The 14,431-nt window shown below is 70.0% G+C and carries 11 protein-coding genes, 1 tRNA gene and 2 pseudogenes; 8 read left to right on the top strand and 6 right to left on the bottom strand.

Features of this window, described 5'->3' with window-relative positions:
* Window positions 1–39 precede the first annotated feature (39 nt).
* Window positions 40–1,134 (top strand): phosphoribosylformylglycinamidine cyclo-ligase, encoded by a 1,095-nt coding sequence (gene purM / locus T328_RS18670; protein ID WP_496497209.1) that lies wholly within the window; start codon window positions 40–42, stop codon window positions 1,132–1,134.
* Between the two features lie 129 nt (window positions 1,135–1,263).
* Here the strand turns inward: purM and T328_RS18665 are convergent, their stop codons facing one another.
* Together T328_RS18665 and T328_RS18660 are read right to left on the bottom strand one after the other, a co-directional pair.
* Window positions 1,264–1,530 carry a DUF3073 domain-containing protein gene (locus T328_RS18665; protein WP_496497208.1) on the bottom strand — a complete coding sequence of 89 codons (267 nt, stop codon included), beginning with the start codon at window positions 1,528–1,530 and terminating at the stop codon, window positions 1,264–1,266.
* Window positions 1,531–1,864: 334 nt separating this feature from the next.
* Complete coding sequence (locus tag T328_RS18660) at window positions 1,865–2,947, bottom strand: Leu/Phe/Val dehydrogenase (protein ID WP_496497207.1); 1,083 nt, start codon at window positions 2,945–2,947, stop codon at window positions 1,865–1,867.
* Between the two features lie 193 nt (window positions 2,948–3,140).
* Between T328_RS18660 and T328_RS18655 the strand changes: the two genes are divergently transcribed.
* Both T328_RS18655 and bldC read left to right on the top strand, forming a co-directional pair.
* Window positions 3,141–3,974 carry a DUF8083 family protein gene (locus T328_RS18655; protein WP_496497206.1) on the top strand — a complete coding sequence of 278 codons (834 nt, stop codon included), beginning with the start codon at window positions 3,141–3,143 and terminating at the stop codon, window positions 3,972–3,974.
* A gap of 594 nt (window positions 3,975–4,568) precedes the next feature.
* Window positions 4,569–4,775, top strand: a complete 207-nt coding sequence (gene bldC, locus T328_RS18650; protein WP_003949541.1) for a developmental transcriptional regulator BldC — start codon at window positions 4,569–4,571, stop codon at window positions 4,773–4,775.
* 384 nt (window positions 4,776–5,159) lie between these two features.
* On the opposite strand, the gene T328_RS18645 is transcribed toward bldC, so the two are convergent.
* The 3 genes from T328_RS18645 to hrpA form a co-directional block, all read right to left on the bottom strand.
* A complete protein-coding gene (locus tag T328_RS18645; protein ID WP_496497205.1) occupies window positions 5,160–5,396 on the bottom strand; it encodes a DUF6274 family protein in 237 nt (78 codons plus the stop codon).
* Window positions 5,397–5,558: 162 nt separating this feature from the next.
* Window positions 5,559–5,633, bottom strand: a tRNA-Asp gene (locus T328_RS18640).
* 69 nt (window positions 5,634–5,702) lie between these two features.
* On the bottom strand, window positions 5,703–9,728 hold the full coding sequence (gene hrpA, locus T328_RS18635) for an ATP-dependent RNA helicase HrpA (protein ID WP_496497204.1): 4,026 nt from the start codon (window positions 9,726–9,728) through the stop codon (window positions 5,703–5,705).
* A 100-nt stretch (window positions 9,729–9,828) separates the two neighbouring features.
* On the opposite strand from hrpA, the gene T328_RS18630 reads away from it, so the two are divergent.
* The gene (locus T328_RS18630; RefSeq protein ID WP_496497203.1) at window positions 9,829–9,978 is read left to right on the top strand and encodes a hypothetical protein; all 150 of its coding nucleotides are present in this window, start codon (window positions 9,829–9,831) and stop codon (window positions 9,976–9,978) included.
* A 64-nt stretch (window positions 9,979–10,042) separates the two neighbouring features.
* Here T328_RS18630 and T328_RS18625 read toward each other — a convergent pair.
* Window positions 10,043–10,252, bottom strand: a pseudogene (locus tag T328_RS18625) (transposase family protein); the annotation flags it as partial.
* Window positions 10,253–10,907: 655 nt separating this feature from the next.
* On the opposite strand from T328_RS18625, the pseudogene ureA reads away from it, so the two are divergent.
* The 4 genes and pseudogenes from ureA to T328_RS18605 form a co-directional block, all read left to right on the top strand.
* Window positions 10,908–11,258: pseudogene (gene ureA / locus T328_RS18620) on the top strand (urease subunit gamma); the annotation flags it as partial.
* Entirely contained in the window at window positions 11,238–11,651 is a 414-nt protein-coding gene (locus tag T328_RS18615) for an urease subunit beta (RefSeq protein ID WP_496497291.1), read from the top strand. The pseudogene ureA and the gene T328_RS18615, both read left to right, overlap by 21 nt.
* Window positions 11,648–13,633: an urease subunit alpha gene (gene ureC / locus T328_RS18610; protein WP_496497202.1), complete on the top strand. Its 1,986-nt coding sequence runs from the start codon at window positions 11,648–11,650 to the stop codon at window positions 13,631–13,633. Before T328_RS18615 ends, ureC begins: the two co-directional genes overlap by 4 nt.
* 99 nt (window positions 13,634–13,732) lie before the next feature.
* Window positions 13,733–14,410, top strand: a complete 678-nt coding sequence (locus tag T328_RS18605; protein WP_496497201.1) for an urease accessory protein UreF — start codon at window positions 13,733–13,735, stop codon at window positions 14,408–14,410.
* Window positions 14,411–14,431: the final 21 nt, after the last annotated feature.

The raw sequence follows: 14,431 nt of genomic DNA, 5'->3' as shown, positions 1-14,431 counted from the left end.
GCGTACGAAGTGCTGAACTACCCGGAGGACCCCAACGCCATGTCTGGTGCCAGCCAGCCCCCCGCCCCGACCCCCGCCACCGCCTCCTATGCGGCCGCGGGCGTCGACATCGAGGCCGGTGACCGCGCCGTCGAGCTGATGAAGGAGTGGGTGAAGAAGGCCCGGCGGCCGGAGTCGGTCGGCGCGCTCGGCGGCTTCGCCGGCCTCTTCGACGCCTCCGTCCTCAAGCGCTACGAGCGCCCCCTGCTCGCCTCCGCGACCGACGGCGTGGGGACGAAGGTCGCGGTCGCGCAGCGCCTGGACGTGCACGACACGATCGGGCACGACCTGGTCGCCATGGTCGTCGACGACCTGGTGGTCACGGGCGCCGAGCCGCTGTTCATGACGGACTACATCTGCGTCGGCAAGGTGGTCCCGGAGCGGGTGGCGGCGATCGTCAAGGGTATCGCCGAGGGCTGCGTGCTGGCCGGCTGTGCGCTGGTCGGCGGCGAGACGGCGGAGCACCCGGGGCTGCTCGGCCCGGACGAGTACGACGTGGCCGGCGCCGGCACCGGCGTGGTCGAGGCGGACCGGGTGCTGGGCGCCGAGCGCGTCCGTACGGGTGACGCGGTCGTCGCGATGGCGTCCTCCGGCCTTCACTCCAACGGGTATTCGCTGGTGCGGCACGTCCTACTGGACCGCGCCGGCTGGGCGCTGGACCGGGCGGTGCCGGAGTTCGGCCGCACGCTCGGCGAGGAGCTGCTGGAGCCGACGAAGATCTACTCGCTGGACTGCCTCGCGCTGCTGCGCGCGACCGAGGTACACGCCTTCTCGCACGTCACGGGCGGCGGCCTCGCCAGCAACCTGGCCCGCGTCGTGCCGGACGGGCTACGGGCCGTGGTCGACCGCGCGACGTGGGCGCCGGGCGCGGTCTTCGACGTGGTCGGGGAGGTGGGCCGGGTCGAGCGGGCGGAGCTGGAGCGGACGCTGAACATGGGCGTCGGCATGGTCGCCGTCGTGCCGCAGGAGTCGGTCGACGTCGCGCTCGCGCTGCTCGCGGACCGCGGGGTCGACGCCTGGGTCGCCGGCGAGGTGCGGGACGGGCAGGAGGAGGACACCGGTGGCGTGGAGCTGACGGGGGACTATGCCTCCTGAGGCCGTCGCCCGCGGCGTCCCGCGGCGTCCCGGGGTGGGCCTGCGGAGCCGTACGCCGCCGGTTTCCAGACAGCAAAAAGGGCCCGTCCGGGGATCGCCCCGAGCGAGCTCCGATTTGCTGCCTGCGGTTCAGGCCCCGCGACGCTGCTCCGACGAGCCGGCCGAGTCGTCGCCGTCCTCGTCGTCCTCGTCCTCGTACAGCTCCGCGTAGCGCGAGTACAGGTCGTCGTCCGGCGACTCTTCCTCGACTTGCTGCTGCTGCTGTCCGTTCGACGGCGGCTTCGCCGTCGATGCGCCCAGCTCTTCGGCAAGGCGTGAGAGGTCAGTCCCACCGCTGTTGTACTTCAGCTGGCGGGCGACCTTCGTCTGCTTGGCCTTGGCCCGGCCGCGCCCCATGGGTCGACCCCCTCAAACGACGGGGCTCGATGGCCCCAGAGTCTGACACGCGTTCATGATCGGAAGCGGACCCTCCGTGAGAGGGACCGTCCATCGGGGTTCAACGGTACCTGTTTCTGCACCCTGACGGTACGTCGCTGGCAGTACGGGCCCCGCCGCCGATCCCGGTGAAGCCTGCGTCCCCGCTGGTCAAGCCCCGATTGTATCGTCTGACGAGGAGCGACCCGCCGCACGGTGGTGGCATGCGTTACCCGGCGCCGCTCCTTTGCCTTGGTGAAGGTTCGTACAAGGTTCGTACGCGGCCCCCGGCCCGCCCCGGGGGCGCGCGCGGCGCTCAGCCGCGGCGCCTGGCGTCCGCCATGCGCTGCTCCGCGATCCGGTCCGCCGCCACCGCCGGCGGCACGCCGTCGGATGCCGCCCGGCCGAATATCTCCAGCGTCGTGTCGAAGATCCGCGCGGCCTTCGCCCGCGCCCGGTCCATGTCGAAGCCGTGCAGCTCGTCGGCGACCTGGATGACGCCGCCGGCGTTCACCACGTAGTCCGGGGCGTAGAGGATGCCGCGGTCGGCCAGGTCCTTCTCCACGCCGGGGTGCGCGAGCTGGTTGTTCGCCCCGCCGCAGACCGCCTTCGCGGCGAGGACCGGCACCGTGTCGTCGCTCAGCGCACCGCCCAGCGCGCACGGCGCGTACACGTCCAGCGGCTCGCGGATCAGCGCGTCCGTGTCCGCCACGACCGCCACCCCGGGGTGCGCCGCCCGCACCCGGTCCACCGGCGCCGCCCGCACGTCCGTGATCACGACCTCCGCGCCGTCCTCGACCAGGTGGTCCACGAGGAGGTGCCCCACCTTGCCGACCCCGGCGATGCCGACCCGCCGGCCGCGCAGCGACGGCGTGCCCCACAGGTGCTCGGCCACCGCGCGCATGCCCTGGAAGACGCCGAACGCCGTCAGTACGGAGGAGTCGCCGCAGCCGCCGTGCGACGGCGAGCGGCCGGTGGTCCACCGGCTCGTACGGGAGACCACGTCCATGTCGTGGACGTACGTGCCGACATCGCACGCCGTGACGTAGCGTCCGCCGAGCGAGTCGACGAAGCGGCCGTAGGCCAGCAGCAGGTCCTCGGTCTTCGCGGTCTCGGGGTCGCCGATGATGACGGCCTTGCCGCCGCCGTGGTCGAGGCCGGCCATGGCGTTCTTGTACGACATGCCGCGGGAGAGGTTCAGCGCGTCCAGCACCGCGGCCTGCTCGGGGTCGTCCGCCGAGGCGTAGGCGTGGAAGCGGGTGCCGCCGAGGGCCGGGCCAAGGGCGGTGGAGTGGATGGCGATGACCGCCTTGAGGCCGGTCTCGCGGTCCTGGCACAGGACCACCTGTTCATGGCCGCCCTGGTCGGAGCGGAAGAGCGTGGAGAGAACGTCGGTCACGGTGGTGACTCCGGTTGGGTCGCGGGCTGCTGCCCTCCAGGGGTGGGGAGGGCAGGTGGTGGCATAAGCGTAGAACGGTGCCCGCCTCCCGGGACCCCCGGCGGGGTCTTGGGTCCCGGGAGCGTCCCCCGGGAGGACTCAGCACCATAGTCTGCAGGAGACTCGGATACGTACGTGGGAGAGGGGAGTGGGCGTGGCCGTGGTGTCGTCACTGGTGATCCCGTATGCGACGTACCTGCGCGTGTACGAACCGCTGGCCGCCTTCCCCGAGCCCGAACGCACCCACTGGTACCGCTACGCCGCCCGCGAGGCCACCCCCACCAGCCAGGACGAGCTGCTCCGCGCCCTGGCCGGGCTGGCCGGCACCCCGCCGACGGCCGCCCCGGCGCACGAGAGCGGCGACGCGTTCGTCGCCGACGTCGACGGCGTGACGTGCGTCTGCCCCTGGCGCACCCGGCTGCGCAGCTGGCTGGCGCTGGAGGAACTGGTCGACGAGCTGCCCCGGCCGGTGCTGGAGGCGGCGCTGCCCGAGGTCGTACGCGAGCAGGCGCTCGCCGACCTCGCGCGCTGGCGGGTGGACAACCCGGACGCCCGGCCGTGGATCAGGTCCGCGGTGTGGACGGTGCCGATGCGCTGGTTCGTGCTCTTCTCCGACGAGGAGCGGGAGTACGAGACGGGCGCGCGCACGCTGCTGCGCTACCGCACGCCGATGGTGCAGGCCCGGCGGCGGGTGGCGCGCGGTCTGAAGGCGCTGCGCGACGCGGTGGGGCAGGCGCCGCTGGTGGAGGGGCTGGTGGACGTCGGCAAGTGGCTGGAGGAGTTCCATCCGCGGTCGCTGGTGGAGCTGGACTACGGCGGGCTCGTGCACGTACTGCCGAAGGAGCACCTGGCGGAGGACCGGTCGGCGGCGGAGGTCGCGGAGGGCCTTGCGGCGCTGGCGGCGGGGGACGAGGAGCGGGCCGGGCGGGCGTACCAGCGGCTGACGGACCGTTGGGGCGCGGTGCGCGAGCGGCAGTTCGCCAGCTAGGCGCGTACGGCCGGGCGGTGGGGCCGGGCGGTGGGGCCGCCGCTTAGCAAGCGCTCACTAGTGCGACGAACAAATCCGGACTAGTGTCCCGCCAGGCCCCGGCGCGGAAGGGGCCGTTCGGCCCCTGCACCCCGGGACCTTGGTCCCGGACGAAGGTCCCGAACCAGGCTATTTGGTCAAGCGTGATGGAAAGCACGTACCCGGGTCTTGCCGTCACCGCGTAGCCTGGGTGACGATATAGGGCAAGGAGTCCAGATGGGGTATGTTCCGTCCAACTTAGGGTGGAATGCCGAGCATTGATCCTCTCGTGGGAGACCTTGTGGCCCCTGGTGGTGCTGTGACTGATCGTCACGATGGCGTGACTGTCCGCTATGGCCCGCTTCCAGCGGGATCCGTCGAGGTTGAACACCTCAGAGGGCAATTCCATCGGTTTGGCCGACGCCGCTGGACAGATGGTGTAGTTGTAGTGCCGAGGACAAGCCGTTCGTCCTATTACCGACTCGACCCCCGTCGGCCATATCGGTCAACGAGGGTCAAGGTGCAGAATTTAGAGGAAAGAACCGAGAAGGTTCGGTTCTCCCGAGGAGGCCGCTCATGACCGCTCGCACCCCTGACGCCGAGCCGCTGCTGACCCCCGCCGAGGTAGCCACGATGTTCCGCGTTGACCCGAAGACGGTCACGCGCTGGGCGAAGGCCGGCAAGCTCACGTCGATCCGCACGCTCGGCGGGCATCGCCGCTATCGCGAGGCGGAGGTCCGTGCACTGCTGGCGGGCATTCCGCAGCAGCGCAGCGAGGCTTGACCCACCGCGTCGCCAGGGCTCGCGCCGGGACCCCTAGCCCGGCTCGCCGCCCTCGACACACAGGCGACGCAGCGTCGTCGATCGCGCTGGACTCCGCCGGGTCCAGCGCGGTTTGCCGCACGGCCCCCAGTGGCCGCCCCTCCCGGGGTGGTTGCCGGGGGTCGTTCGCGTTCGCGACGGTCGGCGGGTGCGTGACGGCGCGCGGCGCCGATGCCCGTCCGGGCGCGGGTGCAATGGCATATACAAAATTGACCCAACCTAAGGGGGGCGTAAACCGCCCTCTTTCGAAACCGAATCAGTGATCCCCGTCACAGCGTTGTCGGCTTGCGGGCCCTATGTCCGCTGCGATAGTGACCCCCCGTCAACTCCTGGCCTAAGCCCGGCCTAACGCGGCAGCGTCGACTCGCCCGTCGCCGCGGTGTCGTCGGTCGGCTCCGCGTCGTCCGCGTCCGCGTCGTTCGCGTCGTTCGCGTCCGCGATCTCGGGCGGCGCCGACTCCATCGCCAGCCGCAGCAGCCGGCTGCAGACGGCGCAGTGGGGGGTGAGGTGGCCGTACGACGACGCGGCGGACAGGTGGGCGCGCAGAAGGGCCTTCGTCTCGTGTCGCACGGGCGTCGTCATAGCCCTTGATTAACGGGTGGCCGGACGCCCGTCAAGGAAACGAGCAGCCGGTCTAGACCGCGTACCAGGGGTAACGCTGCATGGGAGATGCAGAGAGCCTCTGCCGGGACGGCAGAGGCTCATGAGGTGAGAGGCGGTCCTGACCGGCCTACGGAAACTGTGCGGTCCTGACGGGATTTGAACCCGCGGCCTCCACCTTGACAGGGTGGCGAGCACTCCAAACTGCTCCACAGGACCTTCGTGCGCGAACGCGCGTGCTCGACTCTACAGCAGCTCAGGGCCCCCGGTCGAACCGGTTGCGGCGGCTCACCGCGCGGGCGGCACCAGGGCGTCGACCGCCTTCACGATCCGCTTGTCGGAGATCGGATACGCCGTCCCCAGCGCGTGCGCGAAGTAGCTGACCCGCAGCTCCTCGATCATCCACCGCACGTCCCGCACCGCCTTCGGCACCGGCCGCCCCCGTGGCTGCTGCTCCAGCAGCCACGCGTACTCGTCCTGCATCTCCTTGACCTTCGCCATCCGCGCCCGGTCCCGCTCCGCGTTCGTGGGGAGCTGCTGCAGCCGGCGGTCCGCCGCGACGAGGTACCGCAGCAGGTCCGGCAGCCGGCCCGCGCCGTGCTCGGTGACGAAGCCCGGCTTCACCAGCCACGCCAGCTGCTCGCGTACGTCCGCCGCGGACTCCACCAGCACCGGGCTCTTGACGGCCCGCAGCCGTCCCTCGCAGGAGTGCCAGGCCGCCAGCACCTCCTGCACCTGCCGGATGGTCCGCATCGTCGCGTCCACGATGTCGGCCCGTACGGCGTCGAAGAGCTTGCGGAAGCCCTCCTCGTCCCACGCGGGGCCGCCGCGGGCGGCGATCAGCCGGTCCGCGGAGGCGGTGACGCAGTCCTCGAAGAGGGCCTGCACGCTGCCGTGCGGGGTGCGGGAGAGGGCCAGCTTGGCCTGGTTGGAGAGCGTGCTGTTGGCGAACTTCGCGGGATTGGACGGCAGTTGGAGCAGGATCAGGCGGCGGGTGCCCGCCCACATGGCGGCGGACTGCTCCGCCTCCGTGTCGTACAGCCGCACGGCGACGGTCTCGCCCTCGTCGACCAGCGCCGGATACGCCTTGACGGTGTGGCCGCCGCGGCGGGTCTCGAAGGTGCGGGGGAGGGCGCCGACGGTCCAGGAGGTGAGGCCGGTGCGCCTGTCGAGCGCGGGTCCGCCGTCGTCCGCGCTCTCCGCGGGGGCGCTACGGGCCCCCTTCCCGCCGCTCCTGCCGCCCGCCGCCGCCTCGTCGAACGCCCGCGTGATCGCCGCCTGCGTCTTGGGCTTCAGCCTCAGCCGCAGCTCCTCCAGGTCCTTCGACTCCGCCAGCTGCCGCCGCCGTTCGTCGGTCACCCGGAACGTGACCTTCAGATGCTCCGGCACCTTGGTCCAGTCGAAGTCATCCGCCGCGACCGGCACCCCCACCATCCGCTGCAGCTCCCGCGCCAGCGCCGTCGTCAGCGGCTCCTGCACCGGCACGGAGCGTTCCAGGAACGCCTTGGCGTAGTTCGGCGCGGGCACGTAGTTGCGCCGGATCGGCTTCGGCAGCGAGCGGATCAGCTCGGTGACCACGTCCTCGCGCAGCCCCGGGATCTGCCAGTCGAAGCCGTCCGGGACCACCTGGTTGAGGATCTGCAGCGGTACGTGCACGGTGACGCCGTCCGCGTCCGTGCCCGGCTCGAACTGGTACGTGACCCGCAGCTTCAACTTCCCCTGCCGCCAGGAGTCGGGGTAGTCGTCCTTGGTGACGCCCTCCGCCCGCTCGTTGATCAGCATCGACTTCTCGAAGTTGAGCAGCTCCGGCTCCGCGCCCTCTTCGCGTCGCAGCTTCTTCCACCAGGAGTCGAAGTGCGCCCCGGACACGACGTCCGCGGGGAGGCGCTGGTCGTAGAAGTCGAAGAGCGTCTCGTCGTCCACGAGGATGTCGCGGCGGCGGGCCCGGTGCTCCAGCTCCTCGACCTCGGTGAGGAGGCGACGGTTGGCGGCGAAGAACTTGTGGTGCGTACGCCAGTCGCCCTCGACCAGCGCGTGCCGGATGAACAGGTCGCGGCACGTCTCGGCGTCGATGCGGCCGTAGTTGACCTTGCGCCGGGCCACCAGCGGGACGCCGTAGAGGGTGACGCGCTCGTACGCCATGACCGCGGCCTGGTCCTTCTCCCAGTGCGGCTCGCTGTACGTGCGCTTGACCAGGTGCTCCGCCAGCGGCTCGACCCACTCGGGCTCGACCTTCGCGTTCACCCGCGCCCACAGGCGGGAGGTCTCGACCAGCTCGGCCGACGTGATCCAGCGCGGCGGCTTCTTGAAGAGCGCGGAGCCGGGGAAGACGGCGAACTTCGCGCTGCGCGCGCCCAGATACTCGTTCTTCGCGTCCGTGTCCTTCAGCCCGATGTGGCTCAGCAGCCCCGCCAGCAGCGAACGGTGGACCAGCTCGGGCGCCGCGTCCCGGTCCGCCGAGTGGATGTCCATGCCCCGGGCGATCGTGCGCAGCTGCGAGTAGATGTCCTGCCACTCGCGTATGCGCAGGTAGTTGAGGAACTCGCGCTTGCACATCCGGCGGAACGCGGACGAGGACAGCGCCTTCTGCTGCTCGCGCACGTACGTCCACAGGTTGAGGAACGTCACGAAATCGCTGGACTCGTCGCGGAAGCGGGCGTGGTGCTGGTCGGCCTGCTGCTGCTTGTCGGCGGGGCGCTCGCGCGGGTCCTGGATGGACAGGGCGGAGGCGATGACCATGACCTCGCGTACGCAGCCATTGCGCTCGGCCTCCAGCACCATGCGCGCCAGCCGCGGGTCGACGGGCAGCTGGGCGAGCTTGCGGCCGGTCTCGGTGAGGCGCTGCCCCTTGCTCCCTCCGGGGGCTTTCCGGTCCGTATCGAGCGCGTGCAGCTCTTCCAGGAGCTGGACGCCGGCCTTGATGTTGCGGCTGTCCGGCGGGTCGATGAAGGGGAACTTCTCGATGTCGCCGAGGCCGGCGGCGGTCATCTGGAGGATGACGGACGCCAGGTTCGTACGGAGGATCTCGGCGTCGGTGAACTCGGGGCGGGCGAGGAAGTCCTCCTCCGAGTACAGCCGGACGCAGATGCCGTCGGCGAGCCGGCCGCAGCGGCCCTTGCGCTGGTTGGCGCTGGCCTGCGAGATCGGCTCGATGGGCAGGCGCTGGACCTTGGTGCGGTGGCTGTAGCGGGAGATGCGGGCGAAGCCGGTGTCGATGACGTACCGGATGCCGGGGACGGTCAGCGAGGTCTCCGCGACGTTCGTCGCCAGCACGACGCGCCTGCTGCCGTGTCTCTGGAAGACGCGGTGCTGCTCGGTGTGCGAGAGGCGGGCGTAGAGGGGGAGGACCTCGGTGTTGCGGAGCTTCTGCTTGGCGAGCGCGTCCGCGGTGTCGCGGATCTCGCGCTCGCCGGAGAGGAAGACGAGGATGTCGCCGGAGCCGTCGCCCTCGGCCTGCAACTCGTCGACGGCGTCGCAGATGGCGGTGATCTGGTCCCGGTCGGCGTCTTCCGCGCCCTCGTCGAGGAGCGGGCGGTAGCGCACCTCGACGGGATACGTACGCCCGCTGACCTCGACGATCGGCGCGTCGCCGAAATGCCGGGAGAAGCGCTCCGGGTCGATGGTCGCGGAGGTGATGACGACCTTGAGGTCGGGGCGGCGGGGGAGGAGCCGGGCGAGGTAGCCGAGGAGGAAGTCGATGTTCAGGCTGCGCTCGTGCGCCTCGTCGATGATGATCGTGTCGTACTGGCGCAGCTCCCGGTCCGTCTGGATCTCGGCGAGCAGGATGCCGTCGGTCATGAGCTTGACGAGGGTGTCGCCGCCCACCTGGTCGGTGAACCGCACCTTCCACCCCACCGCCTCGCCGAGCGGGGTGCGCAGCTCCTCGGCGACGCGCTCGGCCACCGTGCGGGCGGCGATGCGGCGGGGCTGCGTGTGGCCGATGAGGCCCCGTACGCCGCGGCCCAGCTCCAGGCAGATCTTCGGGATCTGGGTCGTCTTGCCGGACCCGGTCTCGCCCGCGACGATCACGACCTGGTGGTCGCGTATGGCCGCGAGGATGTCGTCCTTCCGCTGGCTGACCGGCAGCTCTTGCGGATACGACACGGGGGGCACCGCGGCGCGGCGGCGCGCGGCGGTCAGCTCCGCGGCGTCGACGGCGGTGGCGATCTCGGCGAGCACGGCGGCCCGCGCCTCCGGCTTGCGGACGCGGCGGGCGCCGTCGAGGCGGCGGCCGAGCCGCTGCTCGTCGCGGAGCGTGAGGGCGGAGAGGCGGGCGCCGAGGTCGGCGAAGCTGGGGGCGGCGGAAGTGGACATACGGAGTCAAGGATCTCACCCGGGCGGGGGCGGCGGCGAACGATTTCGGCGGAGGGACCGAGCGAGACGTAAGCCGTATATCACGCTAAGCAGGTCGTCCGTGACGGAGGAGGAGGGGCGGCGCCGGCTACGTCATCCCCCCCACGTCCTCTGCTACGGCACCACGGCCACCAACCACGCCTCCCGCGCGGTGGCCCGCGCCCTGCACCTTGTCACGCTGGGCTGGCTGTGGACGCTGGGCCGCGGGTGACTGGGACGACGGGCGGTGCGTGTGGCCATCCTCGGTCGGGTGAAGACCCGGTTCGTCAGTCCCGTGCGATCTGGCGCAGTGTCAGGTTCGTGCGCCAGTACGCCACAACCAGGAGAACGCGGTCTTCCAGCGACAGACTCCATGGCCGACCGGGCCGTGCTTCGTCCGCAACCTCGCGGCGTACCACGGTCATTAGCTTGTCGAAGCAGCGAGGGCTAAGCCCTGTGAACGGGACTATCCATGACGGCTCCGACGCCGTGATCACACCAGCCACTTCCTGATCATTCCACTGTCGACGATTCTCCCTGTTCGAACGCGAGGTTGCAGCGGTCCACCTGCTCGGCCGCCTGCTCCACGAACCAGCGCATGATCTCACGGGGATACGTGTTGGTCGGAGCTGTGGACGTGGACAGGCGTCTCCAGGTCCGGATCCTGTCGGGGGGTCACTCGCACCAGGAAGGCGGCTTGGGGCAGGTGCGTCTCGGCGCTGCGAATTAAATCCCACGCGGCCGGTGCCGGGACGGCACCGCTCAGCTCCATCGATCAAGCGTCACGTGGCAAGGCGTAGTGGGCTGGATGAGGTGGTGACGGTCTGCGTGAACCCCGCGGTTCCAGCATCTCTGCAGACTGTGCGGCTGCCATTCCTTGAATTCGTGAGCATCCCGCCCAGCGTCTGGGCACCACAGAGCCGGCGTGTACGGGCCAGCCAAGTGTCCAGTGGCGTAGCAGGTACCGCTACCCGCGCTACTCGATCAGGGGATGACGCCGGAGACACACTGATCGAAGTACATCCGAAAGCATGAACGGGGGAGCCGCATCCGTTTCTAATCCCGCCAGAGTCGTTGGGCCTGTGAGTGGCGTCCGCACCGGCTTCTCCTCGTGCGTCTTCGCCGCGCACGACTGGCCGAACCACAGGAGGGAGTACCCGCGTGCATCTGACGCCACATGAGCAGGAGCGGCTGATGATCCGTGTTGCGGCGGATCTGGCCGAACGGCGCCTCAGGCGGAATCCTGATCTCGCGCTGAACTACCCGGAGGTCATGGCGCTGTTCGCGGCCTATGTGCTGGAGGAGGCGCGCCACGACACAAAGACGGTCGCTGAGCTGATGGACACCAAGCTGAGCGATGTGGCGAAGTCGCTCAAGATTCCCAAGCGCACCGGCAGCGGCAACGTGACGGACTTCAAGGTCATGGACGGCGTCCGGGAGATGATGACTGACGTGCAGGTCGAGGCGACGTTCAAGGACGGGACGAAGCTGGTGACCATCCCGGACCCGCTCGGCAAGCCGGTCCGTGGCGCTCCGGTCTACCCGGGAAAGTACGATCTCCTCGCGTACGACGATAAGCACGCGGTGACGTACAACGCGGACGATCACGACCGCTCCCTGGCGGAGGGGCCGCTGTGGGCGAAGAACACCGCGAAGCGGCCCATCCAGGTCGGGTCCCATTTCCACCTGGGTGACGTCAACGAGTGCCTCCAGTTCTTCACGGACAAGGGTTGTAAAACCCCGGCCGACGTGACGGGGAAGCGGCTGCACATTGCGGCCGGTACGTCGGAGCGGATCGAGCCCGGCAAAAAGTGCAAGGTGTGGGTGGTGCCCATCAAGGGGGCTCAAGTGGTGAAGGGCCTTCAGCGCGGTAAGAACTCGGGGAATTGGTCGGTGGCCCGATGAGCGGTAGCGCAAAGAAGACCGGTGGTATTGCGAAGTCGAAGCCGCGTGATCTCAGCTTCACCAAGCGCCCTCCGGAGCCGCTGTGGCGGCAGGACTACGCCACGCTGTACGGCCCGACGAAGGATGACCGGGTCAGGCTTGCCGACACCAACCTCGTCGTCAGGATCGAGCACGACTGGTGCGGCGGGCCGGGCCGTAGCGGCGACGAGATGCTTTTCGGCGGCGGCAAGGTCATCCGTGAGTCGATGGGCCAGTCGCATTTCGCGAGGGGCAACACCACGCACAATCCGGTGGACACGGTGATCACCGGTGCGCTGATCATTGACTACTGGGGTGTGGTGAAGGCCGACGTCGGCCTTCGGGACGGCAAGATCCAGGCGATCGGCCAGGCGTACAACCCGGAGACGATGTCGCCGAAGCGCTACACGACCAAGGAGAACCCGGACGGGCGTGCCTCGCATTTCGTGGTGGGGCCGGAAACCGAGGTGATCTCCGGCAACGGGCGGATCCTGACCGCGGGCGGCATCGACACCCATGTGCACTTCGTCGGCCCGGGGCAGATCCACGAAGCGCTCGCGTCGGGAGTGACGACGCTCATCGGTGGCGGAACCGGCCCCGCGGAAGGCAGCCGGGCGACGACCGTGACCCCGGGCAAGTGGCACCTTCAGCGGACGTTCGAGGCTCTGGACGCCTACCCGGTCAACATCGGTCTGTTCGGCAAGGGCGGCACGGTCTCCAGGAAGGCGTTGGTGGACCAGATCAAGGCCGGCGCTATCGGCCTGAAGGTCCACGAGGACTGGGGGGCCACACCCGCGACCATCGACGCGGCGCTGAAGGTCTGCGACGACTACTACGCCCAGGTCGCCCTGCACGCCGACTCGATGAACGAGTCCGGGTTCGTCGAGCACACCTTCGACGCAACGAGGAAGCAGGGGACGGACGAGTACCGAGGCATCCACGTCTTCCACGTCGAAGGTGCCGGCGGCGGCCACGCGCCGGACATCATGAAGATGGCCGGCAAGGGCTACGAGAGCGTCCTGCCCGCGTCGACCAACCCGACCCGGCCCCTGACGGTCAACACCGTCGCCGAGCACATGTACATGATGGTCATCTGCCACCACCTCAACCTCGACGTCCCCACGGACGAGTCATACGCCGACTCGCGTATCCGGCCCTCCACCATGGCCGCCGAGGACTGGCTGCACGACACCGGCGCCATCTCGATGATGTCCTCCGACTCGCAGGCCATGGGCCGCATCGGCGAGATGATCACGCGGACCTGGCAGACCGCACACGTCATGAAGAAGCGCCGCGACCACCTGCCGGAGGACACCGACGAGCACGACAACTACCGCGTCAGGCGCTACATCGCGAAGTACACGATCAACCCGGCCATCGCCCACGGCATCGACGACCACGTCGGCTCCGTCGAGACCGGCACCAAGATTGCGGATCTGGTGCTGTGGGAGCCGAAGTTCTTCGGCGTCAAGCCGCACATGGTCATCAAGGGCGGACAGATCGCCTACGCACAGGTCGGTGACGCCAACGCCTCCATCCCGACACCGCAGCCGTACCTGCCCCGCCCGGTGTGGGGGGCATGCGGCCGGGCCCCGGGGGGCAACTCCTTCAACTTCGTGGTGCCCAACGCCGACGACATCAAGACGAAGTACAAGCTGACCAAGGGAGTGAAGAAGACGAAATCCACCCGCAAGGTGACCAAGCTGAGCATGCAGCTCAACAATGCGTCGCCGGAGCTGGAGATCGGCCCCGACACCTTCGAGGTCACCATCGGCGAGACCAAGGGCCGGGGCACGCCTGCGGTGGCGAATGCCCCGGGACACGAGCGGGGCACGACCACGGACAGCGTCACGAAGGTGGCGGACGCCCCGAACAAGGGGCGGATGTTCGAAAAGAACAAGCCGCCGAACCCGAAGCTCTACGAAACGGAACTGCCCATGGCACAGCGGTACTTCTTGTTCTGAGCACGGCGAGTGGTCCGACGGCGTCCCGCCGCCGGACCACGTCGCGGAAGGTCCCTCCTCCTGAACCTCCGTACCCGCGAAAGGCAGGCCACCGCGCCCATGAGCCATGCCGCCTCCCTGCTCGTCCTGGCCGACGGTCGTTTCCCCGCCGGCGGGCACGCCCACTCCGGCGGTGTGGAGGCCGCGGTCGCCTCGCACGGCGTCCACGACGCCGCAAGCCTGGCGGCGTTCTGCCGGGGCCGCCTGCACACCGCCGGACTGACCGCGGCCGGACTCGCCGCCGCGGCCGCCACCGGGTACGACCCGGTGGCGCTGGACGAGGCCGCCGACGCGCGCACCCCCGCACCGGCACTGCGGCAGGTCGCCCGCAAGCTCGGCCGGCAGATGCTGCGCGCGGCCCGCGCCGCCTGGCCCTGCCCCGAACTCGACCAGATCGCCCGCCTCCTGCCGAAGGGCGCGCACCAGCCCGTGGTCCTCGGCGTCGCCGCCCGCGCCGCCGGCCTGACGCCGTTGGACGCCGCCCAGTGCGCCGCGTACGAGAGCATCGGCGGCCCCGCGACGGCGGCGGTGCGGCTGCTGAGCCTCGACCCGTTCGACGCGACCGCCCTCCTGGCCCGCCTCGCCGGCGAACTCGACGACGTCGCCGCCACCGCCGCCGAAGCGGCAGCCCAACTCGCCACCGACGGTGCCGGCGTCCTGCCCGCCGCGTCCTCACCGCTTCTCGACATCACCGGCGAACAGCACGCCGCCTGGCCCATGCGGCTCTTCGCCTCCTGACCCCCACACCGCTCGGAGTAC

The sequence above is a fragment of the Streptomyces sp. CNX435 genome, from assembly GCF_059570575.1.
Note: the sequence above shows the minus strand (reverse complement) of the source record. Positions and strands in the feature narration are given on the sequence as shown.